26 protein-coding genes are annotated in these 23,410 nt (G+C 62.7%); 15 read left to right on the top strand and 11 right to left on the bottom strand.

Translation table 11 applies throughout. The annotated features are described in order from the left end of the window. Positions 1-39 precede the first annotated feature (39 nt). The 4 genes from NKI16_RS18285 (at position 40) to NKI16_RS18270 (ending at position 3,103) form a co-directional block, all read left to right on the top strand. The gene (locus NKI16_RS18285; RefSeq protein WP_023677252.1) at positions 40-828 is read left to right on the top strand and encodes an ABC transporter substrate-binding protein; all 789 of its coding nucleotides are present in this window, start codon (positions 40-42) and stop codon (positions 826-828) included. 163 nt (positions 829-991) lie between these two features. Continuing rightward, positions 992-1,663: an amino acid ABC transporter permease gene (locus NKI16_RS18280; protein ID WP_023677251.1), complete on the top strand. Its 672-nt coding sequence runs from the start codon at positions 992-994 to the stop codon at positions 1,661-1,663. Continuing rightward, entirely contained in the window at positions 1,660-2,334 is a 675-nt protein-coding gene (locus tag NKI16_RS18275) for an amino acid ABC transporter permease (RefSeq protein WP_023677250.1), read from the top strand. The genes NKI16_RS18280 and NKI16_RS18275 overlap by 4 nt, the downstream gene beginning before the upstream one ends. 25 nt (positions 2,335-2,359) lie before the next feature. Beyond that, entirely contained in the window at positions 2,360-3,103 is a 744-nt protein-coding gene (locus NKI16_RS18270) for an amino acid ABC transporter ATP-binding protein (protein ID WP_352569104.1), read from the top strand. Between the two features lie 637 nt (positions 3,104-3,740). On the opposite strand, the gene NKI16_RS18265 is transcribed toward NKI16_RS18270, so the two are convergent. The 3 genes from NKI16_RS18265 to NKI16_RS18255 form a co-directional block, all read right to left on the bottom strand. Continuing rightward, entirely contained in the window at positions 3,741-4,193 is a 453-nt protein-coding gene (locus tag NKI16_RS18265; protein ID WP_352587213.1) for a nuclear transport factor 2 family protein, read from the bottom strand. A 14-nt stretch (positions 4,194-4,207) separates the two neighbouring features. Continuing rightward, on the bottom strand, positions 4,208-4,894 hold the full coding sequence (locus NKI16_RS18260) for a hypothetical protein (RefSeq protein ID WP_352569100.1): 687 nt from the start codon (positions 4,892-4,894) through the stop codon (positions 4,208-4,210). Between the two features lie 109 nt (positions 4,895-5,003). After that, positions 5,004-6,290: a LuxR C-terminal-related transcriptional regulator gene (locus tag NKI16_RS18255; RefSeq protein WP_352842305.1), complete on the bottom strand. Its 1,287-nt coding sequence runs from the start codon at positions 6,288-6,290 to the stop codon at positions 5,004-5,006. Between NKI16_RS18255 and NKI16_RS18250 the strand changes: the two genes are divergently transcribed. Next, on the top strand, positions 6,279-6,581 hold the full coding sequence (locus tag NKI16_RS18250; RefSeq protein WP_198023562.1) for a hypothetical protein: 303 nt from the start codon (positions 6,279-6,281) through the stop codon (positions 6,579-6,581). The two genes, NKI16_RS18255 and NKI16_RS18250, sit on opposite strands and share 12 nt — an antisense overlap. Before the next feature lie 447 nt (positions 6,582-7,028). On the opposite strand, the gene NKI16_RS18245 is transcribed toward NKI16_RS18250, so the two are convergent. The 6 genes from NKI16_RS18245 to NKI16_RS18220 all read right to left on the bottom strand — a co-directional run bounded on the left by NKI16_RS18245 (position 7,029) and on the right by NKI16_RS18220 (position 13,528). Then, the gene (locus NKI16_RS18245) at positions 7,029-7,556 is read right to left on the bottom strand and encodes a c-type cytochrome (RefSeq protein WP_031211934.1); all 528 of its coding nucleotides are present in this window, start codon (positions 7,554-7,556) and stop codon (positions 7,029-7,031) included. Positions 7,557-7,909: 353 nt separating this feature from the next. Further along, on the bottom strand, positions 7,910-8,290 hold the full coding sequence (locus NKI16_RS18240) for a GFA family protein (protein ID WP_023677243.1): 381 nt from the start codon (positions 8,288-8,290) through the stop codon (positions 7,910-7,912). Between the two features lie 16 nt (positions 8,291-8,306). Then, on the bottom strand, positions 8,307-9,395 hold the full coding sequence (locus tag NKI16_RS18235) for a Gfo/Idh/MocA family protein (RefSeq protein ID WP_023677242.1): 1,089 nt from the start codon (positions 9,393-9,395) through the stop codon (positions 8,307-8,309). A gap of 53 nt (positions 9,396-9,448) precedes the next feature. Further along, positions 9,449-10,234, bottom strand: coding sequence for a ThuA domain-containing protein (locus tag NKI16_RS18230; protein ID WP_352455411.1), 786 nt, complete (start codon positions 10,232-10,234; stop codon positions 9,449-9,451). 376 nt (positions 10,235-10,610) lie between these two features. Next, positions 10,611-12,146, bottom strand: coding sequence for a tlde1 domain-containing protein (locus NKI16_RS18225; RefSeq protein ID WP_352621405.1), 1,536 nt, complete (start codon positions 12,144-12,146; stop codon positions 10,611-10,613). Between the two features lie 569 nt (positions 12,147-12,715). Beyond that, positions 12,716-13,528, bottom strand: a complete 813-nt coding sequence (locus NKI16_RS18220; protein ID WP_352621407.1) for a class I SAM-dependent methyltransferase — start codon at positions 13,526-13,528, stop codon at positions 12,716-12,718. Positions 13,529-13,719: 191 nt separating this feature from the next. Between NKI16_RS18220 and NKI16_RS18215 the strand changes: the two genes are divergently transcribed. Continuing rightward, positions 13,720-14,142: a hypothetical protein gene (locus tag NKI16_RS18215; RefSeq protein WP_352455408.1), complete on the top strand. Its 423-nt coding sequence runs from the start codon at positions 13,720-13,722 to the stop codon at positions 14,140-14,142. A 283-nt stretch (positions 14,143-14,425) separates the two neighbouring features. Here NKI16_RS18215 and NKI16_RS18210 read toward each other — a convergent pair whose 3' ends face one another. Both NKI16_RS18210 and NKI16_RS18205 read right to left on the bottom strand, forming a co-directional pair. Beyond that, entirely contained in the window at positions 14,426-15,022 is a 597-nt protein-coding gene (locus tag NKI16_RS18210) for a cation efflux transmembrane domain-containing protein (RefSeq protein ID WP_352621409.1), read from the bottom strand. A gap of 31 nt (positions 15,023-15,053) precedes the next feature. Beyond that, positions 15,054-17,255 carry a heavy metal translocating P-type ATPase gene (locus tag NKI16_RS18205; RefSeq protein WP_352640904.1) on the bottom strand — a complete coding sequence of 734 codons (2,202 nt, stop codon included), beginning with the start codon at positions 17,253-17,255 and terminating at the stop codon, positions 15,054-15,056. Between the two features lie 63 nt (positions 17,256-17,318). Between NKI16_RS18205 and NKI16_RS18200 the strand changes: the two genes are divergently transcribed. The 9 genes from NKI16_RS18200 to NKI16_RS18160 all read left to right on the top strand — a co-directional run bounded on the left by NKI16_RS18200 (position 17,319) and on the right by NKI16_RS18160 (position 23,327). Beyond that, positions 17,319-17,744: a MerR family transcriptional regulator gene (locus tag NKI16_RS18200; protein WP_352455405.1), complete on the top strand. Its 426-nt coding sequence runs from the start codon at positions 17,319-17,321 to the stop codon at positions 17,742-17,744. An 87-nt stretch (positions 17,745-17,831) separates the two neighbouring features. Beyond that, a complete protein-coding gene (locus NKI16_RS18195) occupies positions 17,832-18,239 on the top strand; it encodes a hypothetical protein (RefSeq protein ID WP_352621411.1) in 408 nt (135 codons plus the stop codon). Positions 18,240-18,370: 131 nt separating this feature from the next. Next, positions 18,371-19,807, top strand: coding sequence for a multicopper oxidase family protein (locus NKI16_RS18190; protein ID WP_352569090.1), 1,437 nt, complete (start codon positions 18,371-18,373; stop codon positions 19,805-19,807). Positions 19,808-19,835: 28 nt separating this feature from the next. Continuing rightward, positions 19,836-20,276, top strand: a complete 441-nt coding sequence (locus NKI16_RS18185) for a DUF411 domain-containing protein (protein WP_352452325.1) — start codon at positions 19,836-19,838, stop codon at positions 20,274-20,276. A 7-nt stretch (positions 20,277-20,283) separates the two neighbouring features. Continuing rightward, on the top strand, positions 20,284-20,811 hold the full coding sequence (locus NKI16_RS18180) for a TlpA family protein disulfide reductase (RefSeq protein ID WP_352621413.1): 528 nt from the start codon (positions 20,284-20,286) through the stop codon (positions 20,809-20,811). 67 nt (positions 20,812-20,878) lie between these two features. After that, a complete protein-coding gene (locus tag NKI16_RS18175) occupies positions 20,879-21,562 on the top strand; it encodes an SCO family protein (RefSeq protein WP_352587244.1) in 684 nt (227 codons plus the stop codon). A gap of 53 nt (positions 21,563-21,615) precedes the next feature. Further along, positions 21,616-22,395: a DsbA family protein gene (locus NKI16_RS18170; RefSeq protein WP_031211922.1), complete on the top strand. Its 780-nt coding sequence runs from the start codon at positions 21,616-21,618 to the stop codon at positions 22,393-22,395. After that, complete coding sequence (locus NKI16_RS18165) at positions 22,392-22,958, top strand: hypothetical protein (protein WP_352621417.1); 567 nt, start codon at positions 22,392-22,394, stop codon at positions 22,956-22,958. Before NKI16_RS18170 ends, NKI16_RS18165 begins: the two co-directional genes overlap by 4 nt. 141 nt (positions 22,959-23,099) lie before the next feature. Beyond that, positions 23,100-23,327: a hypothetical protein gene (locus tag NKI16_RS18160; protein WP_352842299.1), complete on the top strand. Its 228-nt coding sequence runs from the start codon at positions 23,100-23,102 to the stop codon at positions 23,325-23,327. The last annotated feature ends 83 nt before the right edge of the window (positions 23,328-23,410 follow it).

Raw genomic sequence — 23,410 nt, 5'->3', positions numbered from 1 at the left:
CAAGTGGAACAACAAACGACAACAAGGAGGAATGCCCAAATGAAGATTGCCAAGCTTTTCATCGCCGGCCTTGCGCTCGCCGGCCTTACCGCTGCCGCCAGTGCGGGAACGCTCGACGAGATCACCAAGCGCGGTGAGTTGCGCGTCGCCGTGCAGACGCAAGGCCCGCCCTTCTCGCTGGTGGGTGCTGCCGGCGAACGCACCGGCAGTTCGGTCGAACTCGCCGAATTGATGGCCAAGGAAATGGGCGTCAAGATCACCTTCCTCGACTTCGACTGGGACGGCCTGATCCCGGCGCTGCTGTCGGGCAAGGCCGATCTTCTGGTCGCCGACATGACGCCGACACTGGCGCGCGGCATGAAGGTCGCCTTCACCAAGCCTTACATGTACACGGGCAGCACCGTCTTCACCAAGGCTGGGACCGCCTTCAAGTCCACCGAGGACTGCAAGGCCAAGGGAACCAAGATCGCGGTGCTGCTCGGCGCCACCGGCGAGAAGGAAGCCAAGGCCGCCTTCCCCGATGCCGATATCAAGAGCTACAAGGGCGGCGGCCCACTGCTGCTCGACGCCGTCAACAACGGCCAGGCCGATTGCGGCGTCAACGACGTCTCGGCGGTCAAGGGCCAGTCGACCGCTTACCCAGCCGGCAGCTTCACCATCATGCCGGATATGCTGTCGAAGGAGCCACTGGCCTTCGCCACGCGCTATGACGAGCAGGACCTGCTGGTCTGGATGAACCTGTTCCTCGACCAGGTCAGCCTCGACGGCCGCCTGCAGAAGAACCTCGATTACTGGGTGAATTCCGACGCCTGGAAGAAGGATCACTGAGTAGAGTGAATGGTGAATGGTGAATAGTGAATAGTAAGTAGGGAGTAGGGAGTAGGGAGTAGGGAGTAGAGAAGAGCTACTCGCTACTCGCTACTCGCTACTCGCGTACGCCCTACTCACTACTCACTATTCACTATTCACTATTCACCATTCACCGTCCAAAATGCTCGAAAACTTCAGCTTCCGCACCATCGTCGAATATCTGCCCCTGTTCGGGCAGGGCCTCGTCACGACCGTGTGGCTGTCTGTCCTCTCCTTTGCCGGCGCGCTCGCCGTCGGCATCGTGCTCGCCGCAATGAATTTGCAGCGCGGCCGGCTGTTCCGCGTCCCGGCCAAGGCCTATATCGACGCGGTGCGCGCCACGCCCTTACTGGCGCAGCTCTATTTCCTCTATTTCGGCCTGCCGCGGCTCGGCCTCATCCTGCCCGAGTTCGTCGTCGGCATCCTCGCTTTGTCGCTGAACAGCGGCGCCTATGTCGCCGAGATCATCCGTGCCGGCATCCTGTCGATCCCGCGCGGCCAGGTCGAGGCCGGCGTCGCTTCGGGCATGACCTATGTCCAGCGCATGCGCCTGGTCATCCTGCCGCAGGCGTTCAAGGTGACGATCCCGCCGCTGCTCGGCCAGGCGATCGTGCTGGTCAAGGATTCCGCCCTGCTGTCGCTGATCTCGGTCGCCGAGCTGACGCGCGCCGGCCAACTGCTCGCCTCCGACCGCTTCATGCCGGCGGAAGGTTTCATCACCATCGCCGCCTTCTACCTCCTGCTCTATTACGGGCTGAAGGGACTGGCGGCGCTCTCCGGGCGCTGGCTCGGCCTCGCGGGGGCACGGACATGATCTGGCAGCAGCTGCAAAGCATCGCCGGCAGCTATCCCCTCGCGTTGCGCGGCCTCGGCATGACCGTGGTGCTGTCGCTGATCAGCCTGGTGCTGGGCACGCTGCTCGGCTTCGGCCTCGGCATCCTGCGCACCGGCGGCAACCGGCTGATCAGCGGCGCGATCGGTGCCTGGGTCGACCTGATCCGTGGCACGCCGTTCCTGGTGCAGATCTTCCTGATCTTCTTCATTCTGCCGGAACTCGGCATCGAGCTCGACGCCTTCACCGCCGGCATCATCGCGCTGACCAACCTGGCCGCCTGCTTCATCTGCGAGATCGTCGTCGCCGGCATCCGCTCGGTCCCGACCGGCCAGGTCGAGGCAGCGCTTGCGTCCGGCCTGTCGCGCTGGCAGCGCATGCGCCAGGTGGTGCTGCCGCAGGCGATGCGCATCGTGCTGCCGCCGCTGGTCGGGCAATATGTGCTGCTGATCAAGGATTCCTCGGTGGTCTCGGCCATCGGCCTCACCGACCTCACCCGCGTCGGCTGGCTGGTGGTGCAGCGTGTACCCAATGGGCTGCTGGTCTTCTTCCTCGTCGGGCTCGGTTACTTCATCGTCTGCTACCCCCTGATCATGCTGGCCCGCCGGCTGGAGCAACGCATGGGCGCGGCGCATGGCGAGGTGCAGTTGTGACATCGAACCTCAAGGGTCCGGCAATATGACCAAAACCGGCATGATCGAATTTCGCGGCGTCAACAAGTGGTTCGGCACGCTCAACGTGCTGAAGGACATCAAGCTCAGCGTCGAGCCGCGCGAAGTGGTCGTCGTCTGCGGCCCAAGCGGCTCGGGCAAGAGCACCCTGATCCGCTGCATCAACGGCCTGGAGACGATCCGCGACGGCGACCTGACGGTCGACGGCCAGCGCCTCGGCGACCCCGCCACCAACATGACGCGGCTGCGCACCGAGATCGGCTTCGTCTTCCAGTCGTTCAACCTCTATCCGCACAAGACGGCGCTCGAGAACGTCACGCTGGCGCCGATCCATGTCCGCAAGATCCCGCGCGCCGAGGCCGAAATGGCCGGGCGCGAATTGCTCGCCAAGGTCGGTCTTGCCGACAAGGTGAACGCCTATCCGGCGCAGCTGTCTGGTGGCCAGCAGCAGCGCGTGGCGATCGCCCGCTGCCTCGGCATGCGCCCCAAGATCATGCTGTTCGACGAGCCGACCTCGGCCCTCGATCCCGAGATGATCTCCGAAGTGCTCGACGTCATGGTCGCGGTGGCCGAGGAAGGCATGACCATGATGGTGGTGACGCACGAAATGGGCTTTGCCCGCAAGGTCGCCCAGCGCGTCGTGTTCATGGACGCCGGCGCCATCGTCGAGAGCGGCACGCCGGACGAGTTCTTCTCCAACCCGAAGACCGACCGCAGCCGCGCTTTTCTCAGCAAGATCCTGCGGCATTAGGGCTAACAACTCAATTAGCTGACTGCCGGCTGCGACAGAGATGAGTGGAAATCGACCTTAGGACTCGCGCACCGTGACCTTGGTCACAGCTCTGTCGCCACGCTCAATCTTAATGCGCTTGTCACTCGGGATAGGCGGTGGAGCTACGTTAGCAATCTTTCCATCCTCTAACCGATCCGCAGTCAAAAGCTCTTCCCCTTTCGCCGTCTTTAGGCGCTCTAATTGATTGATTACAATCCTGACATGCCGGCCTCCCAAACGAAAAAATCGGACAAGAATATTGTTAATAGCGAGCAGGCAGGCGGAAGAAGCAACTTGCGAATTAGAGAAAGCGCATCACGCTTTCAATATAGCGGCCGAGTCCCTGGCCCTCAATATCAACTAACGGACGTGGTTTACACAGCATGCCGAGAGGTCTGCAGAGGGTTCAACTCGGTCGTTCAGAATGATTGGGTTTTGACCTAAAACGTCAGCCGGCCGTGGCCGGCGTCTTCAGCCAAACGTCGCCAGAGGGTCGGCGCTGATCTCGACCCAGCCGACGGGCTGAAAGAAGCACAGTTCCGGCTCGATGGCGCCGGCAGAGCCGATGGTCCCGCCAGCGCAATTCCTTTCTCTGCCCGTTTCGGACCGACGCTTCTCAGAACGCGAAATCCGCGGACTGAACGACATCGGCTGGGAGCCAAGTTTCATGAACTTGCAAGATCTCGGGCCCCCGGCTGTAGCCGCGATCGCGGACCACCATCGTCGTGACCCGGCCATTGTTCGGTTGATCGGAGTCCTTCGCGTCGCGTTGCCATTCGTGGTAGTTCACGACCGCCAGGTCGGCGCTTTGATGGCTGATCCGGATGTCGCGTATCTTGATACGGAAGGCCGGATTCGATCCGTAGATGCTCTTCATGTAACCTGCGAAGTCTTTTTTCCCGAACGCCCTGCCGCCTGGCATGATGGCGACCAGATCTTCGCTGATCCGGTCGAGCGCGTTCTTCTTGAACGTCGCATCGTCGCCACGGCATCGGCCCGTCACCCAGTCGGTGAAGAATTCGTGGACGTCGTGGATCGTCGCTTCGATTTCCTTCGTTTGAAGGGACATTTTTTCCTCCTGTCTTACGATGATGCTGGATCAGGCGCTTTGCGCTGTGGCTTGCCCGACCGGAGGCTCCTTGAGGACAGCCCGTACCACGCGAGCCACAGGCACATGAGAAGCGAGGAAATCAGCCAGATCGGACCTCCGATGCCGATCCCGAGCTGCTCACCGAGTGTCCACCCGGTTGCCGAAAGGATACCGAACGCCGAGCCGACGATCGCGGCCCATCGGGGCAGTATCCCGACGTCATCGCGGGCGTCGTGATACGCGACAAGCGCTGTCGCCAGGGCGAGCGCCCAGAATCCGTTACCCATGCCGCCGGAAAACGCCCACCAGGTCATGAAGGCGCTGGTGTCACCCCGGTCCGCCGCGACCGCGACCACCGATGCCTCGGCGACTGCGGTGGAGAACGTGGTCAGGGCGCCGAGAGCCATCACCATCCAGGCAGAACTCAGCATCGGCGAATGCCGGACCCGGGGGTTGAGCGCCAGGTTCAGGAACGAAGCGCCGGCGATCAGGAACAGCGCCGCTGCCGCCGTCCAATGGACCGTAGCCCATCGCCCATGGCCCTCGGCGATATTCTGCATCTGAACAGACAAATCCGCGTCCGGTGGCCCGTGAAAGACGAGCGCAGCCGCCAGCAGCAGCGTTCCGGTGGCGAGCCAGACACCGCCCGGCCCGCTCATGTTGTTATTATTCGTTTGCATCGGGAAAACCTCCTGCGGCCTTTACCACACCATGAGGTTTAGACCCGCGCCACGGTTGCCCGCTTCGGCGTAAGTACCCACGCAACGAGAAATTTTGGCTTGGGTAGGATTACCCAAACACGTCCATGCCGATCAGGGCGTGCTCGACCGCATAGGCCGTGGCTGCCGCGCGCGTGCGCACGTTCAGCCGCGTCAGGATATCGCTAACGTGACGGTCTACCGTCCGCTGGCTCAGACCGAGCTCGCCGGCAACTTCCGGGTTGGTCAGGCCTGACGCGATCAGGCGCAGAACCTGCGTCTGTCTGGGGGTGAGAACTTCGCTGCCTGTCGCCGTCATAGTGACCCGCAGCTTGCCGGCAACGGCTTCGTCGGGGCGCGCGCCGAGCTCGCGGAAAAGTTTTATCGCTTCGTCCAGTTCGGTCCGCGCCGCTTCAGTATCGCCGGTTGCGAGACAGGCCCGCGCTGTCAGCACCCGCATCCGGGCAAGATGATAGGGCGCCCGAAGCTCCCAGAGGATCGCTACCGCGCGCCGGATATGGGCCAATGCCTCCGCGGCTCGACCAGCATGGATCAGCACCCGCGCGGTAGCCTCAGCGGCTGCGGCGCGGACTGCATCCGCGGAATATTGGCGCGCGCAGTCGTGCAGTGTTTCGCACAGCTCCCAAGCGTCATCGGCCGAACCGACAGCGAGAGTGATTTCCACCGCAGCCGGCAAGAGGCGGAGTTTGCCCGGCATGTCGTCGACGGACTGCAGTGCGCGGCGGATCGCCGAAAGGGCCGGCTGCTCGTGCCCCTGCTGAAATCGCATAAGCGCCAGCCCCGGCTGCGGATCGAACCCGAGCCTGCTCGCTGCGCGATAGGCGGCATCGGCCTCGTCCCATTGGCCGCGGAGGCGAAATACCTCGCCCTTCTGGTAGAATGCCGGACCGGCGTGGTGCTTCGAGGGCCCCTGCTGAAGGCGGATGCTGGCGACACCGGCCTCGCGGCCGGCCTCGTCCCAGTGGCCGTCGAGGATCAGGATTTCGGCCCGGTGGATCAGGCATCTGCCGGTGAAGGCAACGATGTCGGGCTGTCCCGCGCACCATCCGACCAGCGCCGATGTCCATTCCCTCGCCCGGCCCGTGGCATGAAATTTCTGACAGATCTCGATCACGCTGCAGTAGACCAGCCCGGTGACGATTGGTGAGAGCCGGCCCGAGGTGACCGAAACCATCACCTCGTCCAGCAGTTCGAAGCCGCGCACATAGTCGCCGCGCAGGATCAATATCCGCCCCTGAAGGTGGCGCGCGATAGCCAAGAGGTCCGGATCTTCGCAGCGCTGTCCGATCTCCGCGGCACGTGTTGCGTGCGCGAATGCTTCGTCCGGACTGTCGGCGGCGAGGCTTTGTTCGACCATTGGGAGCTGAAGGTAACCGTGTTCTGCACATTCCTGCGTATGATCCTCGACCAGCCGGTTGGCGCGCGTCAGCCATCCGCTGCCTTGGGCGAATTCACCGCGAAACATCAGGGTGAGCCCGATCCAGAAGCCGCAACGCGCTGCGGATCGTTCGCGTCCGTTCCGGAGATGCTCTTCGAAGGCCCTTTCGTAGTCCCGAACGAATTCCTCCTCGCGCCCAAGCATGTAGGCGGTTTCCCCGAGGCGCTGGAGCTCGGCGCCGCCAAGTTCACTGCAGCGGTCTCTGTCTGACAGTTCGCGGTGAAGTCTGGACCAATCGCCGCGATTGGCTAGCTCCGCATACGGATCCGATGCAACTGCACCGTCTTCCGGCGACTTGTCGGGTGATCGGTCGGAGGGCGCGGGCATAGCCTCAGAATAGCACATATTTTGCTGAGGAGGTGGCGGCAGATTACCGATGTGACAGAAGTTCGTTTCGGGCTCAATCGAGCCGTTCATCGCGTCCGCCGCCGAGGACCGGGAACGGTGGTGGAATGCTGCCATTCGTCTCGTCGACGGGAACGAGTAGGTAGCGCCAATATCGCGACATTCATGGCGCTTCTCAAAGCTCCCCTCGCGCAACGGCTCGATCGACCCATTTCTGCCGTTCCGATATCGGCCTCACCACCTCCAAGGCGGACATTCACACATTATTCGGCGAAAAATTCGGCGAAAAATCTCGTTCCGATCAAAGCCGCCCTACTTCGTTGCAGCGGCTGCGGTTTCCCCCGGCGGCATAATCCGCATCATGAAGGTCGACACCGCTTCCCCGGGTTTGAACGGGCCGGGAACCTGGTGGCTGACCGGCTTCACACTTTGGAGGAATGCCGCGATCGCCATGGCGTCATCCGCGGTGAGATGCGCAAAATCGCGCCAAGGCATGATCGGCGCCAGGATGCGGCCGTCCGGCCGTTCGCCGGTCTGGATCGCGGTGACGATCTGCTCCGGGGTCCAGCTTCCGATACCGGTCTCCTTGTCAGGCGTGATATTACGGCCGACAAAGACACCAAGGCCAGGAATCTCGAAGCCCACATCTGAACCGCCAAGGAAGTGCGACATGTCGGGCTTCCCGAAGAAGTAACCGGATGTGTGACAGTCGCTGCAGCCGGCAATCGTAACCAGATATTCGCCGCGCGCGATCTGTGTGTCATCGGCCATGGCCGCGTAAGATGGCAGGGCAACAATCGACGCTGTCAAGAATGCAAGATGAACTGGTGTCCGAAACATTGCTTCCTCCCTGTGGTCTGTTCGTGGTTTGTCCGTCGACCTCCCGCGCCGTCAACCGGTCGCAATTCCCCGATTTTAACCGCGTCGGGGGCGCTGAATTCTAGCATGGCCAGCACGTAGTAACTATCAGCGATCAATTGGACCGTCGGCACTTGTCGTGCCCCGTTGAGCGCAAGTGTGATGGAGCGTGCTCAGCCGACGCACAATGCCTTGTTTTGGCGCGATCGAGCCACGCACGGTGATGGATCGACTTCGTCGCCTGAAATGCCTTGTACGGTCGGACCGGGTCGAACTCGGTCGTTCAGAATGATTGGGTTTTGACCTAAAACGTCAGCCGGCTGTGGCCGGCGGCTTCAGCCGAACGTCGCCAAAGGTTCGGTTCGGACCTCGACCCACTGGCAGCGCCGGCTCTCGTGGTAGAAGGACAGGAAGGGCGGCGGGAACGCAGGGTCCGCGAAAGCGCCCACCGGGGTGGCGGTCAGACCGGGCTGGGTGTCGATCCGGTAGTGGACGGTGGTGCCGCAATCCGGGCAGAAGCTGTAGATGACGCGGCCGCCCTCGTCGCCAATGCGCGTGAACTCCGCCGAGCGGCCCTGGACAAAAACGTCACCTTCCTCAAACCACGTGTTGAAGCTGAACGCGCTGCCGGTGCGTCGCTTGCAGGCCAGGCAATGGCAGACGAGACGCGTACCGGCTCGCCCGAGCAGGTGGCTGACAGCTGAGCGCAGGAACATTCGGCGCGCCGCGTGATCATGGCTGGCTCCTCTCACGATTCCCTGAACGATATCGCTGCGTATCGGTGCTCAATTCGGCCCGCTTCTCATCCGAGACGACGGCGAGGTCCAGGACCTTCTGCAATTCGGCAGCATGCCGGAACGACGGTTCGGCCTGGACACCGCTGCGCACGGCATCGACGAAGCGCTGGTAGTTGGTCTGCACCGTTCCGGCGCCCAGAACTTGCCATTTGGCGTTCTCGACATCCTTGCCGATGCAGGCTTTCAGCTCCGAGCCGGTCAGATTGTGCACGACTTCGATGCCGCCCTTGTCGCCGTAGATGCGCAGGCGGAGTTCGTTCAAATGGCCGGTTGCCCAGCGGCTGGCATGGACGACGCCGAAAGCGCCATTGCTGAAATCGAGCGCCATAGTGAAGCTGTCGTTGGCGTCGAGCTCGTATTCGCCGATGCGGTTGCCGGGCGCCTTGTCGAAGGATCTCAGCCGGCAGAACACATGGTCGATGTCGAGCGCCGCGCCATAGCTGGCGAAATCGAGGATGTGGATGCCGACGTCGCCCAGCACGCCGTTGGAGCCGTGGCCGCGCGACAGCCGCCACAGCCATTTCGGATCGGTGCGCCAGTCGCCCCAGAATTTGGATATCAGCCAGCTCTGCAGATAGGACGCCTCGACATGCCTGACGGTGCCGATCTCGCCGGCCAGCACCATGGCGCGCGCCCTCTGCAGCGGCGCGACGTTGCGATAGGTCAGGTTGACCATGTTGATGATGCCGGCCCGCTCGGCGGCAGCGGCCATCTCACTGGCTTTCTGGTAATTTTCGGCCAGCGGTTTCTCGCACAGCACCGGCTTGCCCGCCGCGATCAGCATCATGGTGGTCGGATGGTGGATGCGATCGGGCGTCACGTTCGCCACCGCGTCGAACTTGCCCCACGCCAGCGCCTCGTCCAGCGACGCGAACCGGTTGGGGATACCGTAGATGTCCGAAAACTTGTCGACACGCGTACGGTCGAGATCGACGGCGCCGATCAGTTCGACGCCCTCGATCTTGCCGAACTGCCTGGCGTGCTCCTCCGCCATCCAACCGGTGCCGAGTATCAAGAGGCGCATGATTCTTATCCTTAGGACAGGGCTTTATCTTCTTGTTCGATCATGGATTTGGTCTAGCGAAAGCCGGCTTCGCCGGCGGAATGAAGTTTTCCGCCGCGCTCGACGATCGGCTCAAGTGCCTTTTCCACCGGCACGTTCGGCGCATCGAGGATGGCTGGATTGGAGCCTTGGGGGTTGTGCGCCCATCTCACCGCATTGCGCAGCACCTTGTGGACGTTGGCGTCGTGATAGGTCGGATAGGTCTCGTGGCCGGGCCTGAAATAGAAGATGTTGCCGGCGCCGCGGCGATAGGTCAGCCCCGACCGGAACACTTCGCCGCCCTGGAACCACGAGATGAAGACGGTCTCGAGCGGCTCCGGCACGGCGAACTGCTCGCCATACATCTCCTCGTTCTCGAGCTCGAAATACTCGCCGATCCCGGCAGCGATCGGGTGGTTGGGGCTGGTCACCCAAAGCCGTTCGCGCTCGCCCGCCTCGCGCCATTTCAGCGTGCAGGGCGTGCCCATCAGCTTCTTGAAGATTTTCGAGAAGTGGCCGGAATGGAGAACGATCAGCCCCATGCCTTCCCAGACGCGGCGCGTCACGCGCTCGACCACTTCGTCGGCGACGGCGCCATGGTCCTTGTGCCCCCACCACAGCAAGACATCGGTCTCGGCCAGACGGTCGGCCGGCAGCCCATGCTCCGGCTGCTCCAGCGTCGCCCACGACACTGATATCTCCGGGTCGAGCTTCAGTGCATTGGCGATCGTCGCATGCATGCCCTCGGGATAGATGCCCGCGACCACCTCGTTGGTCCGCTCATGAATATTCTCGCCCCAGACGACAGCGCGTATTGTCATGATGTCCTCGTGATTGTTTGAAGCTGGAGCCGCCCCTACGGGTCAGTCATAATATCCTCGGCCGGGAATGAAAACCGTTTCGCGGCCGGCTGCTGACAATCTGTTGGAAAGCGGGCGGGAAAGTCCACGCGGCAAAACCAGCGATGCCGGCGGGACAGCGCCCTGGACAGCGGCCCCTCTGTCCTGCCGGACATCTCCCCCACTTGTGGGGAGATGGCTGTCATCGGCGATTTCGCCAATCGCCAACGTTGCAGGATGGCAGCAGACAAACGCGAAGTCCGATCTCCCCCCTCGTGGGGGAGATGTCCGGCAGGACAGAGGGGGGCGCGAAGGAACGCTACAGAGCGGCTTTCATTCTCCGCCGCCCGCGAGCAATCTACGCGCCGCGGCCCTCTTGGGCGACGCGTGTCAGCGGCTTCGACAGGCGCGGCACCACGACAAGGCGCTTGATCTTGCCTTTCTTGTAGGCGGCGAGGAAGCGGGCATAGTCCTTGAAGACGACGCAGCCATTGGATTCGGCGCGCCCGCCGCGCAGCATGTAGGTGTGGGCGAGCAGGCCGTCGCGGCCATATTTGTTGCTGCCGCTGGCAGGGGTGAGACGCAGTGCCTCGACGCCGTGGAAGCGCGATTCCCGCATCGTCAGATTGTAGGTATCCGGCGGCGTCGGGCCGACATTCTTTTTGTGAACGTAGCGTGGCTGGTCGACCATCGCGCCCAGTCCCGAATGTGCCTCCAGCCGCGAGCCGTCGGGCATGTAGACGGTCTTGGCCGAGATGTCGTAGACGGCGACGCCAGTACCCATGTTGGGCGTGGTGAACAGGTTCCTGAAGGCTCCGCCGAGTCCGCCGGAAGGCATGTCGGGCTTGGCATAGGCCAGCATGTCGCCGCCCTGCGTCTTCGACCGTTTGCCCGGCTTGCCCGATACGGCCGGCACTGCCGCTTGTGACGAATTGCGAGGCGACAGGCTGCCGGGTTGCGTCTCGACCGGCGGCGCTTCGGCCGTCTGCACCTTGCTCGCCTTGGCGGTCCTGGAGGCCTGCGCCTTGGGCGGCTCCGTTTTCGATGCTTGATCCTTTTGCGCCTGGGCCTTTGGCGCCTGGTCTTTTGGCGCCTGATCTCTTGACGCTTGAGCCCGCGGCGCCTCGGCCGGCTTATCGATGTCCGCCCGCGGACGCAGCGTCGGCAGCGGAATGCTGTCGGGCATGTCGTCTTGCGGCGGCAGCGAGGCTACCTCGACCTCAGGTTCTTGCGGCTCTCGTGAGGCTGCGGGCTCGCTTGCCGCGATGGCTGCCGGGAGCACATCGATCATCTGCTCCGGCAATGTATTCGCCAGCGCCAGCGCAAGGCGCGACGAGCGTTCGATCTCCGCCACCTCCGGCCCGAAGCGCACCGGTGCCGGGCCGTTCGGGTCGGGTATGCGTACCGGCTCGGCGAACCGCGCGTCGGCCGGCAGGCTGGCGAGCATGACGGGTGAGCCGGCTGAGGCACGGGCAAAGGCGGCGGCAAGCTTTTGCGGCGACAGCGCGGCCTTGGCGACCACGTCGTCGAAGCTCGATTGCCGCGACGCATCAGCGACAAGCGGCACGGTGTTGCGCTTGAGGCGGGCCGATTTTCCCTGGTGGACGAAGTTCGACGCCGACCGCAGGCAGTTGGCATCGCATCCGTGCTGCAGCAGCTTGGCCGACAGCGCCGCGTTTGCTGCGGCCCATGTCGGGGCCTGCGCCTTTGCAAGGCTGCGGCGAGGATCGGCGAGCGCGATGGTGCGCGGCGCGAGCAGGCTTTGCGGGAGACCGTTGGAAGCGGCGCTGAGCGAGGTTCCCACTGAATAAAGGCCGGCCAAGGTCGCCACCGACCATAAAGCAATGGCTGCGCCGACGGCCGGAACCGCGACCCAGCGCAGGCCGGGCCTCATCGAAGTCAATCCAGTTGCAGGACTGTCACCCCGGGTTTTCGCACTTACAAACGCCATTCAACCACTCTCAATCGGCCGATGCCGGCTAGCGGATTTCGCAGCCGTGACATTCACAGTTCGCCTGGTGCCCCCAGCACGCTTTGCGTCTGTTGCCGATTGATTCAAAAGATGGACAAAGTTGGTTAACCAATCCCTCTACCGACCGCCGATTGGGCGACGGTCACACCGAAAAACACCCTCCAAAACCTGCATAGTTGGCAAAACTGCCCTCCAATGATGACTTTGCTGCCCGTTTTTGTCGGCCGAGTCAAGAAAGCGAAATGACTAGACCTTGCTGGGCGGAGTCGGCCATGGCTGCGAAAGTGAAGCCGGGCCGACGAGAATCGCGCGGCCGGCAGCCGCCGCCATCAAGCCCCGGCGATCGGTCAAACCGGCGATTATCGACCTGGCACTTGTCGACCTGCCACTCGGGCGAATGAACGTTAACGTCTGAGAATTCGGGATAGCGGCAAGATGTTTGCCGCACAGCAGCTGAATGTCGCCAAGTGCCGGAGCGGGATATCCAACACTTAGGCCACAGCCACCACTATGTGAGCCTGGATTTTGGCAGCAACCTCGCCGCTGCCATGCCTGTCTGCAATCGCGGCTGCGGCGTAGTCGGTTGCAGCGTCCAGTTTTCCCGCCTCTCTGGTCTCGATTTCATTGCGAAGGAGAGTGCCCTGGCAATAAGCAACGGCCGGAACGCGGGGCGAGGAGGCACGGCTTTGTTCGGCTCTCGTCTCGATCACCACACCGGAAAAACCTGCGTCCTCCAGCTCGCTATGGATCAGTGCCGTATCGTGGTAGCCATGCGGCGTGCGTGCCAGAAAGCGCGGCGGATCGTTCGGAAAAATCCTCGCCAGGGCATTCGTCACATCGTCCGCAAATACATTCTCTTCGATGCGATCCCATACGCTGAATAGAAAATGTCCTCTGGGCTTCAGGACTCGCCGGGCTTCACGATAGGCAAATGAGCGGTTGGGAAAGAACATCGCACCGAACTGACAACAAACGAGATCGAAGGCCGCATTTTCGAACGGTAGCGCCAGAGCATCAGCCTGACGCCATTTGATGCGATCGTCGGGAGCTTGCCGCGAAGCGGCGTAGTCGAGCATCGGCTGGTTGAGGTCGGTTACGACATAGCTTGCATCGGCGGACAGTTTTGGCGCCAATGCGCGGGTGACAACCCCGGTGCCCGCGGCGGTTTCCAGAACGGCGCTTGGCGACAAGGACGCTGCCCGTCGTGCAAGATCTGCGGCGAACGGCTCGAAAATCAACGGCACCATATAGCGGTCGTAGTTTTCCGGAATTGAGCCGGCGAATACCTTGTCCGTTTCCAACATTGCTATCCCCCGCCGTCCGTTTGATGGCTCGCCAGCATAGCATGGAATTGTTTGCTGTTCGGTCGCATTCGACCGGGAGGCGGTTCGCTCCCGGAAGCTCCGAAACGCCGTACTGCAATTATCTGCATATGTGTTAATATATTGTGGTCATGCGCATTGGTGCGTGGCCAAACATAAAATGGGAGGATGCGATGAAAACCATAAATCGCAGGTCTGCAATTGCGCTCGGCGTGACGGCGGCAGCGGTAACGCCTTTGTTCACGCTGGCGGCTGCTGCAAAGGTCAAGAAATACGGCCCGAAGGAAGGCAAGGAGATAGCCCCCGGCGTCAGAGTGGTCGAGGTCGGCACCGGCAATTCCGACATCCCCGCCTACAAGAGCATCTCAATTGTCGATGTGGTCTTTCAACCGGGAGCAGCCGCCCCTGCAATGGTAATGGACAACGACATGGTGTGCACCATTGCCGCCGGTGAATTCACGATCAAGAAAGCCGACAAGGAGTTCAAGCTCAAGGAAGGTGACGTATATACCTGCTCCAAGGGCAAGACCGACGCGGCAGCCAACACCAGCAAGGTGGTCGGCATCCACCGCATCGCCGTCTTGATACCTGCCTAGCGCATACCGACGAAATCGGCCCGCGTCCTCTTCGGAGACGCGGGCCTTTTGATGACGTGCGTGGCCTTGAGCGGTTCATCGTTTCACCGCTTCGACCGGTCGACTTCGTCCAAGTGTGGTGAGGCTCATGCTGTTCATGGTTTTCCTCCCGATTTTTACTTATGAGCGGTTCTCCCTCCGCCCGCTTTGAAAGGGTGCGATTATATTAGAGATCGCGCAGGTTTCTGGCTGACTGCTGCGTTGGCGGATTGGCAATCCGGCAGCGCGCTGAGCGTTTTGGAGTTCACGAAACGGCCCGGTGCTCTTCCCGAGCTGCCTCCCAGACCTCGCGCGCCGCATCTGCATTCAGTGCCGCGATTGCCAGGCCGACGATCAGATCCGGCCACGCCGAGCGCCACAGGAAGGCCGTCACCAATCCGGCCAGTATGATCGCAATATTGGCGACCGCATCGTTGCGGGCCGAGAGGAATGCCGCCCTGGTAAGACTGCCGCTGTGATGGCGGTAGCGCGCCAGCATGTAGGCGCATGACAGATTGACCGCCAGAGCGCCCAATCCCGCCAGCGTCAGCGCCGTTGGCTGCGGCGGCACCGGCATGTTGAACTTTTCCCACGCGGTCCACAGCGTCGCCAGGCCCGGCACCAGCAGGATAAGCGCCAGCGCCATGCCGACCCGCGAGCGGGCACGCAGCGACCATCCCATGGCGAGCAGTATGAGGAGATTGACCGAGGCATCTTCCAGAAAATCGACGCTGTCGGCGAACAGCGACACCGAGCCGATCGCCAGCGCGACGGCGAATTCAATGCCGAAATAACCCAGGTTCAGCAGTGCGACGACAAGCACCACCCGGCGAAGGCCGTCCGACGCAATGGCTTGCTGCATGGTCTGCCCTAACACGATGCCGTTGTCGCTCTTACCAGCTGCTCTTCCACCGCAACAGCCGCATGGCATTGGCCGTCACCAGCACCGTCGCCCCGGTGTCCGCGAGAATGGCGGGCCAGAGGCCGGTGATGCCGGCGATCGTCGTCACCAGGAACACTGCCTTCAGGCCCAATGCAATGGTGACGTTCTGCTTGATGTTGGCCATGGTTGCTTGGGACAGCCTGATCATGGCCGCAACGTCGCCGACGCGTCCATGCAGCACCGCTGCGTCAGCCGTTTCAAGAGCCACATCGGTGCCACCGCCCATGGCAATGCCGACGTCGGCCGCGGCAAGTGCCGGCGTATCGTTGATGCCGTCGCCGACCTTGGCTACCCTAAGCCCCTGCCCCTTCAACTCGCCGAGGATGCGCTGCTTGTCCTCCGGGAGCAGTTCGGCGCGCACCTCGATGCCGAGCTGTTTGCCGATGGCAGCCGCCGTGCGCTTATTGTCGCCGGTTAGCATGACTGTCCTGATGCCTGCATTGGTCAGCGCCTTTAGCCCGGCGAAAGCATCCGGCCGGGGTTCGTCGCGCATGGCAATGAAGCCGGCCAGCGCGTTGTCTACAAGCAGCACCGCCACTGACTTACCTTCATCGTTCAATGCCACGATGCGTGCCGCCTGGTCTGCTGGCAGCAGGTTTATCTCGCCCGCCGCGACTGGCGATCCCAGAAACAGGTTCTTGCCGCCGACACGACCGACAACCCCTTTACCGCCGATCGCTTTGGCTTCGGCGGCAGGCGGCACGGGAATGTTGCCGGCTTTGGCCCTTTGGAGGATGGCCAAAGCGAGGGGATGGCTCGAGCCGATCTCAAGCGCTGCCGCGAGCGAAAGGATGTCGCGTTCACTGGCACCCACCGCAACGACATCGGTGACCTGTGGCTTGCCGAGCGTCAGCGTGCCGGTCTTGTCGAGCGCCACGGCGTTGATGGTCGCGAGCCCTTCCAGCACCGCCCCACCTTTCATCAGCAGGCCGCGCCGGGCTCCGGCCGAAAGCGACGCCGCGACCGCCGCCGGAACTGAAATGACCAGCGCGCACGGGCAGCCGATGAGCAGCAGCGCCAGCCCCTTGTATATCCATTCGTTCCAATCGCCGCCCAAGAGCGGCGGCGGTGTGGCGGCCACGAGCGCCGCGACGGCGACAACGCCGGGCATGTACCAGCGCGAAAAGCGATCGATGAAGCGCTCGGTCAGCGCCTTGTTTTCCTGCGCCTCCTCGACCAGCTTGATCACGCGTGCAATCGTGTTGTCTGCGGCGGTCGCCGTCACCTTGACGCGCAGCACGCCGTCGCCGTTGATAGTGCCGGCAAAGACCGTGTCGCCGACGTCCTTGCGCACCGGCACGCTTTCACCGGAGACGGGTGATTCATCGATGGCGCTCCCGCCTTCGGTGATCTCGCCGTCAGCCGGAATCCGGTCGCCCGGCCGCACGAGGATGATGGCGCCCACAGCCAGACTTTCGGCCGGCACCTCGCGGGTCTGGCCGTCTTTCTCGACGAACGCGGTTTTGGGAACGAGGGTCGTGAGCGCTTGAATACTGGACCGTGCGTTGCCGGCCGCAACCCCTTCGAGCAACTCGCCGATCAGGAACAAGAAGACCACCGTCGCCGCTTCCTCGCCGGCACCGATGATGACGGCCCCGGCCGCCGCCACAGTCATCAGCATTTCGATTGTGAACGGAATGCCTGCCGCTGCGGCCATGGCCGCTCGGCGCGCGATCGGAGCCAGGCCGAGCAGCATTGCGGCGATGAAGGCCCACTGGCCGGTCGCGGGCCAGGCGTAATCAATCGCGAAAGCCACGGCCAAGGCGACTCCGCTGGCGATGGCCAGGCGGCCCTTGGCGCTGTCCCACCATAGCTCCGACGCCGGCGCATCATCGTTATCATGTAACCCCGCTACGTTCTCGTCGTGATTGCGCCTTCCGTCGGCATGGTTGTCGGCGGATTGATCGGACGCCGGCGTCCCAGACTTGGAGGTCAGCGGAGCGACGGCGTAGCCGAGGCCGGTGACCTTCCTCTCGATCGCGCCGAGATTGCTTTCGGGAGTATGAGTGACCGTCAGAGTGCCCGCCGAAACGGATACATTGATGTCCTGAACACCAGGCATCCGCCGCACGGCCGTATCGATTTTGCTGGCGCAACCGGCGCAATCGATGCCTTCCACGCGGTAGCGGGTCTGTTGTTTGGTCGCAGCCATGGTGAACCTCTTGTATCTTCGAGCGCGACGCTACATCCTCTAGCGACTAGAGGAGCAAGCGAAATGTCAACAGGTGTGACCATCGGTGAAGCGGCCCGACACAGCGGCGTGAAGGTTCCAACCATCCGCTACTATGAGCAGATAGAGTTGCTTCCTGCCGCTGCCCGCAGCGAAGCCAATCGCCGGCAGTATGAAGCGGCAGACTTGCGCCGGCTCGCCTTCATCAGGCACGCGCGCGAGTTGGGGTTCGGGATCGAAGCCATCAGGGCGCTGCTGACGCTGCAGGATAATCCCAGCCAGCCTTGTGCGACCGCCGACGCCATTGCCCAGGCGCGTCTTGCCGACGTGGTTCAGCGGATACGCAGCCTTACAGCGTTGAAAGCCGAGCTGGAGCATATGGTCGAAGGCTGCCGGCACGGAAAAGTCTGCGAATGCCGTGTCATCGAGGTGCTGGCGGATCACGATAAATGCGAGCATCCTCACCATTGATTTGCCAGAGCAGAGCTCGCGTCAGCCCCGATGTCGCGGCATCCGGAGCTTGCAAAAGCCGCATTTTACGGTCAACCTGAGCGGATGATGGCACGCCTGTCACCAAAACACCTCCTGGTCATGCTTCTCGCGGTCATCGTGACCGCCGGGTTCAGCCTGTCCGCCGCTCAGGCTGCCGTCATGTCGGCCAGGATGGCAGTCGACGGCCGCATGACCATGGCCGCGGATACCGGCACCACCGACGCCGACATGGCCAAGATGGCCGATGCCAGGGACGGTGACTGCAACGCTTGCCTCAAGGGCTCGGCCGGCAATGACAAACCGATGCAATGTGCGCCGACCTGTGTCGCACCGGTTCTGGCGGTGCTGCCGGAGGCTCTCCCCGTGACGGGACTGCCGCAAGCCGAGCTGCCGTCGGCGCTTCCCGCCCCGTTCCTGCACGGGCGAAGTCTGCTGCCCGAGCCATTCCCTCCAAGACCCAGCGCTCTCGTCTGACGCCGTTTCTGCCGTTCCACGGCTGATTAGCGGCGTTTGATCGCCCGGTTGCGCGTAACTGCGCAGCGGGCGCGGTAGCAATTCAATCGACGTCGCGACGTTCGCCGTCGGTTACCGCAAGGGTCACAAAAGTGAATTCCGTTTCAAATCCGTTCATAACGCGCCGCAAATTCCTGCTTGCGGCAGCAAGCATTGCCGCCGCAGTGCCGATCCGCCCTGCGCTGGCGATGGCCACCGGCGAATACCGGATCAGGGTGGCGCCGAGCCAGGCACGGTTCGCCGGCCCTGATGGTCCGCGCACTCCGGTATGGGCCTATGATGGCACGGTCCCCGGCCCGACACTGCGCTTACGCCAGGGGCAGCCCGCTCGGATCATCGTCGAGAACGGACTGGACGAAGACACCACGGTTCACTGGCATGGCATCCGGCTGCCGAACGCCATGGATGGCGTGCCCGGCCTGACGCAGAAGCCGATCAGGCCAGGTGAAAATTTCATCTATGAATTCACCCCGCCCGATGCCGGCACCTTCTGGTATCACCCGCACGCCAACAGCCTGGTCCAGCTCGGCCGTGGCCTTGCCGGCGCACTGGTCGTCGAGGAGGTCGAGCCGGTCGCCGTCGACCGTGACATTCTGTGGCTGCTGCAGGACTGGCGGCTTGCGGCCGATGGGCAGATCGCCGGCGGCTTCGGCAGTGCCATGGATGCGTCGATGTCGGGCCGCGTCGGCAATGTCGTCACCGTCAACGGCACGGGGCCAGGCGATCGGAGCGTGAAGGCCGGCGAGCGCGTCAGGCTGCGGCTCGCCAATGCCTCGCTTGCCCGCATGATGGCGCTGCGCTTCGAAGGCCACCGTCCGGTCGTCGTCGCCATCGACGGCCAGCCCTGCGATCCGCATGAACCGGAGGGCGGTCGCCTGGTGCTGGCGCCCGCCATGCGCATCGACATCGTGCTCGACATGCAGGGCCACCCCGGTAGCCGCCACGCGGTGATCGACGATTTCTACGACGGCCTCGCCTATACGCTGACCACGCTGGCCTATGACGCAGCGCCGCCGCTGAGAACCCATCCGCTCGACACGCCTGTCGGCCTGCCGCGCAACCCCTTGCCCCAGCCCGACCTCGCTGGCGCCGAGCGCCAGGAGATCGTCCTGCAGGGCGGCATGATGGGCGGCGGCAAGCTCAAGGGCGTCGGCGGCATGATGGGCATGGGGATGATGGGCATGAACGGCGGTGCGGCCTGGGCGATCAACGGCATGTCGATGACCGGCGACGGCCATGCCGGCATGGCGCCGCAGTTCACGCTGAAACGCGGTGTGACCTGCCATCTCACCATGCGCAACGAAACCGCCTGGTGGCACCCGATGCATGTCCACGGCTTCAGCCTGTCGGTCATCTCGCGCAACGGCTCGCCGGTGCCGCACCGGCAATGGCAGGACACGGTGCTGCTCGCCCCCAAGGATACGATCGAATGCGCCTTCGTCGCCGACAATCCAGGCGACTGGATGCTGCACTGCCATGTCGCCGATCACCAGATGGCCGGCCTGATGACGACGTTCCGCGTGACCTGAAACTTTTATCCAACCAAGGAGAACTGCAATGAAACTGACCTACCGCCTTGCCGCACTGTCCCTGCTGATCGCAACGCCGCTGCCCGCCTTCGCCGCAACGATCAACGCCGTCATGTACAAGAACCCGCAATGCAGCTGCTGCGAGTCCTACGCCAACTATCTCGAGCACAACGGCTTCAAGGTCGACATCAAGCCGGTCAACAATCTCTCCCAGATCAGCAGCGATGCCGGCGTGCCGGCCGACCTCGAAGGCTGCCACACGCTGATGGTCGACGGCTATATCGTCGATGGCCTGGTGCCGGTCGAGATCGTCAAGAAGCTTTTGACCGAGCGCCCTGCCATCACCGGCATAACGCTCGCCGGCATGCCGGCTGGCGCCCCAGGCATGGGTGGCGAGAAGCAAGGCCCCTTCGTCGTCTACGCCTTCACCAAGGACGGCAAGGCGCCCACCGTCTACGCGACCGAGTGAGGACATTGTGAGCAAACTAGCCATGGTCCTGGTTGGCATGCTGCTGGCGTTTTCGTGGCCGGTATCAGCCGCTGAGCCGCCGCAGAACTTTGCCGTTCACGAGGCGCCCGTCCCCGTGCCGGAAATCAGCTTCGAGGATGGCAATGGCAAGCCGAAAATGCTTGCGGATTTCCACGGCAAGGTCGTGCTGCTTAACGTCTGGGCGACATGGTGCGCGCCCTGCCGCAAGGAGATGCCGACGCTCGATCGCCTACAGGCCAAACTCGGCGGTCCGGATTTCGAGGTCGTCGCGTTGTCCATGGACCGCGCCGGTCCTGAGATTGTGAAGAAGTTCTTCGCCGACATCGGCATCAAGCACCTCGCCCTCAACATCGACGTCTCGGGCAGGGCCATGTTCGCCATCGGCACCGTCGGCCTTCCGGCAACCCTGCTGGTCGACCGCGACGGCAAGGAGATCGGCCGGCTGATTGGGCCGGCCGAATGGGACGCCCCCGACATGGTCGACTTCATCCGCAGCCGCATCGCCGCCAAGTGAGAAAGGGACAGATATGTTCGGGCTAAAGGCTCGCTGCGTTGCATCGGCTTTGAACGAATGGAGGTGCTTGCTGCTAAGCGTAATTGCCATTGCGGCGCTGACCGCGGGCTTTTCGTATCAGGCGCAAGCCCACTCGCTCGACGAAATCGACGCCACGCTTGAGGCCGACGAGAAATATTTCCAGCCGATCGACAAGCCGGCGCCTGATTTCACGCTGCGCACCGCCGACGGGCGTGTCGTGCGGACGGCCGATCTGCGCGGCAAGGTGGTCGTCCTCCACTTCATCTACACGTCGTGCCCGGATGTGTGCCCCCTTCATGCCGAGAAGATCGCCGAGATCCAGAAAATGGTGAACGGCACGCCGATGAAGGACCGGGTCAGCTTTGTGACCATCACCACCGACCCGACCAGGGACACGCCGGACGTGCTCAGCAAATACGGGCCGGCGCACGGGCTCGATCCCGTCAATTGGCTGTTCCTGACCACGATGGAGGATCAGCCGGAGGATGCGACCCGCAGACTGGCGGAGGCCTTCGGCCACAAGTTCACGCTGACGGATGATGGTTATCAGATGCACGGCACCATCACCCATGTGATCGACAAGGAGGGCCGCTGGCGGGCGAATTTCCATGGCCTGGATTTCGCGTCGGTCAATCTCGTCACATTCGTCAATGCGCTTACCAACAATGTCGAGCGCCCGCACCATGAGCAGGAAACGGGATGGTGGACGAAAATCAAGGGCATGTTCTGAGGCATCATTTGCACGTGCCGGCGGTCCGGCGAAACAGAGGGAAGGAGAACCCTGTGACCCACAAGTCCAATCCATTGAGCGGAGCCGTCGGCAAAATGGCCCGTGCCGTCATGCTGGCCGGCGCGACGATCTGGCTCGCGCTCGGTCTCCACAATCAGGCGATCGCCGCGGGCGAGATGTCCCAGGACCAGTTCGACCAGCGCATTCACGACTACATTCTTGCGCATCCCGAGGTGCTCGTGCAGTCGCTGCAGAGCCTCGACGCCCGCCAGCGCGAGGCTGCCGCAAAAGAGGCGAAAGCCGCTTTGACGGACAAGGCGGACGAGATTTTCCGGGACCCGGCGAGCCCGGTCGGCGGCAACGCCGAAGGCGACGTCACCATGGTCGAGTTCTTCGACTACAACTGCCCCTATTGCCGGCAGGTTGCGCCGATCATGGCGCAAGCAATGGCCGACGATCCGCAGCTCAAGATCGTCTACAAGGAATTCCCGATTCTCAGCACGGATTCCGTATTTGCTTCCAAGGCGGCTCTCGCCGCAGTGCGCCAGGGCAAATACATGGCGTTCCACAAGGCCTTGTATGCGGTGAAGACGCGGGTGACCGAAGCGGTCGTGCTGAAGGTGGCTGCCGACGTCGGTCTCGATGTGGCTAAGCTGAAGACCGACATGCAGCAGCCCGATATCCAGGCGTCGATCGACCGGAATACGCAACTGGCCCAGGCGCTGAAGATCAGCGGAACCCCAAGCTTCGTCGTTGGCGAGCAGATTTTCCCCGGCGCGACCGACCTCGCAACGATGAAGAAACTGATCGAGCAGGCGAGGACCAGCAAATGAGCCGAATATTTTGCCCAAACCGACGGACGGTTGTTCTGGGGAGCGCCTTTGCCGCCTCTGCGGTCGTGAGCCTGATCAAGGGGCCGGATTTGGCGATCGCCGCTGAGGATCCCGATCTGGCACGCCGTTTCAGATATCTCAGCCAGAACGGCAACAGCACGTGTTCGACCAAGTTCACGGAATCGATCGCGACCATGCCGGCAACGTCGCGGATCACGGGCTCGTGCTGCAGCCCGATGGAGACGAAGCGCTATGCCGAGCAGGTGAGCGGCCTGGCCAGGTACCGCGAGATTGCGATGATCCCAAGCGATCCGTACGATATTCCGGCCGGCATCGCACAGAAGATGATGCCCTACTACGATGTGAAACTCTCCGGCGAAGAGCAGCAGGCCTACGACTATGCGGTGGCCAATTCCAACGAGAAAGGTCCATGCTGCTGCCAATGCTGGCGCTGGAAAGTGTATGGCGGGCTGGCGAAGTTCCTGATCCGCGAGCACGGTTTCACCGGCAAGCAGGTCGTCGACGTCTGGGATCTCTCAGACGGCTGCGGCGGAGGAGAGTAGAGCCGGGCGACAACTCGGCTGCGGTTCAACAAGCGCTCTCAACCTGTTCTAGCTTCTTGAAAGGAGCGCTTGACCTTCCGGTGGCTGGAACCGTTAGGCTCATTGCTAACTTCCGGAGGTCGTCCAATTGCGGACCGAACCATGAATGTCGAAAGGCAGCTACTGGCCCTGTCAGAGAGGCATATCGGCAAGGCAGATCAGATGTCGCGGAACACTTGCTGCGGGCGCTGGAGGCGCTGGATTAAAGCCCTGCCCTTTCGGAGTTACCGCGTGGCCAGCATGTTCTGGCAGAAGCCTATTATGAACTCGTTCGTCTATAGCATTGAACGTGCCTTGATTGACCGGCAAGCCACCGCCTTCGTGGGCTGATCGAGTTCGCCTTGACGGGCGTACATGGCGAACTAGTTCCCCTCGCAATCGCCGGTGGCAGCGGCGGCGGGAGGGATGGTTGT

The organism is Mesorhizobium sp. M0698 (assembly GCF_040320455.1).
Lineage (GTDB): Bacteria > Pseudomonadota > Alphaproteobacteria > Rhizobiales > Rhizobiaceae > Mesorhizobium.
Note: the sequence above shows the minus strand (reverse complement) of the source record. Positions and strands in the feature narration are given on the sequence as shown.

What these genes read in the sequence shown, in the direction of transcription:
- NKI16_RS18285 (WP_023677252.1), top strand. Translation starts at nt 40, where the DNA reads ATGAAGATTGCCAAGCTTTTCATCGCCGGCCTTGCGCTCGCCGGCCTT.
- NKI16_RS18280 (WP_023677251.1), top strand. Translation starts at nt 992, where the DNA reads ATGCTCGAAAACTTCAGCTTCCGCACCATCGTCGAATATCTGCCCCTG.
- NKI16_RS18275 (WP_023677250.1), top strand. Translation starts at nt 1,660, where the DNA reads ATGATCTGGCAGCAGCTGCAAAGCATCGCCGGCAGCTATCCCCTCGCG.
- NKI16_RS18270 (WP_352569104.1), top strand. Translation starts at nt 2,360, where the DNA reads ATGACCAAAACCGGCATGATCGAATTTCGCGGCGTCAACAAGTGGTTC.
- NKI16_RS18265 (WP_352587213.1), bottom strand. Translation starts at nt 4,193, where the DNA reads ATGTCCCTTCAAACGAAGGAAATCGAAGCGACGATCCACGACGTCCAC.
- NKI16_RS18260 (WP_352569100.1), bottom strand. Translation starts at nt 4,894, where the DNA reads ATGCAAACGAATAATAACAACATGAGCGGGCCGGGCGGTGTCTGGCTC.
- NKI16_RS18255 (WP_352842305.1), bottom strand. Translation starts at nt 6,290, where the DNA reads ATGGTCGAACAAAGCCTCGCCGCCGACAGTCCGGACGAAGCATTCGCG.
- NKI16_RS18245 (WP_031211934.1), bottom strand. Translation starts at nt 7,556, where the DNA reads ATGTTTCGGACACCAGTTCATCTTGCATTCTTGACAGCGTCGATTGTT.
- NKI16_RS18240 (WP_023677243.1), bottom strand. Translation starts at nt 8,290, where the DNA reads ATGTTCCTGCGCTCAGCTGTCAGCCACCTGCTCGGGCGAGCCGGTACG.
- NKI16_RS18235 (WP_023677242.1), bottom strand. Translation starts at nt 9,395, where the DNA reads ATGCGCCTCTTGATACTCGGCACCGGTTGGATGGCGGAGGAGCACGCC.
- NKI16_RS18230 (WP_352455411.1), bottom strand. Translation starts at nt 10,234, where the DNA reads ATGACAATACGCGCTGTCGTCTGGGGCGAGAATATTCATGAGCGGACC.
- NKI16_RS18225 (WP_352621405.1), bottom strand. Translation starts at nt 12,146, where the DNA reads ATGAGGCCCGGCCTGCGCTGGGTCGCGGTTCCGGCCGTCGGCGCAGCC.
- NKI16_RS18220 (WP_352621407.1), bottom strand. Translation starts at nt 13,528, where the DNA reads ATGTTGGAAACGGACAAGGTATTCGCCGGCTCAATTCCGGAAAACTAC.
- NKI16_RS18215 (WP_352455408.1), top strand. Translation starts at nt 13,720, where the DNA reads ATGAAAACCATAAATCGCAGGTCTGCAATTGCGCTCGGCGTGACGGCG.
- NKI16_RS18210 (WP_352621409.1), bottom strand. Translation starts at nt 15,022, where the DNA reads ATGCAGCAAGCCATTGCGTCGGACGGCCTTCGCCGGGTGGTGCTTGTC.
- NKI16_RS18205 (WP_352640904.1), bottom strand. Translation starts at nt 17,255, where the DNA reads ATGGCTGCGACCAAACAACAGACCCGCTACCGCGTGGAAGGCATCGAT.
- NKI16_RS18200 (WP_352455405.1), top strand. Translation starts at nt 17,319, where the DNA reads ATGTCAACAGGTGTGACCATCGGTGAAGCGGCCCGACACAGCGGCGTG.
- NKI16_RS18195 (WP_352621411.1), top strand. Translation starts at nt 17,832, where the DNA reads ATGGCACGCCTGTCACCAAAACACCTCCTGGTCATGCTTCTCGCGGTC.
- NKI16_RS18185 (WP_352452325.1), top strand. Translation starts at nt 19,836, where the DNA reads ATGAAACTGACCTACCGCCTTGCCGCACTGTCCCTGCTGATCGCAACG.
- NKI16_RS18165 (WP_352621417.1), top strand. Translation starts at nt 22,392, where the DNA reads ATGAGCCGAATATTTTGCCCAAACCGACGGACGGTTGTTCTGGGGAGC.
- NKI16_RS18160 (WP_352842299.1), top strand. Translation starts at nt 23,100, where the DNA reads ATGAATGTCGAAAGGCAGCTACTGGCCCTGTCAGAGAGGCATATCGGC.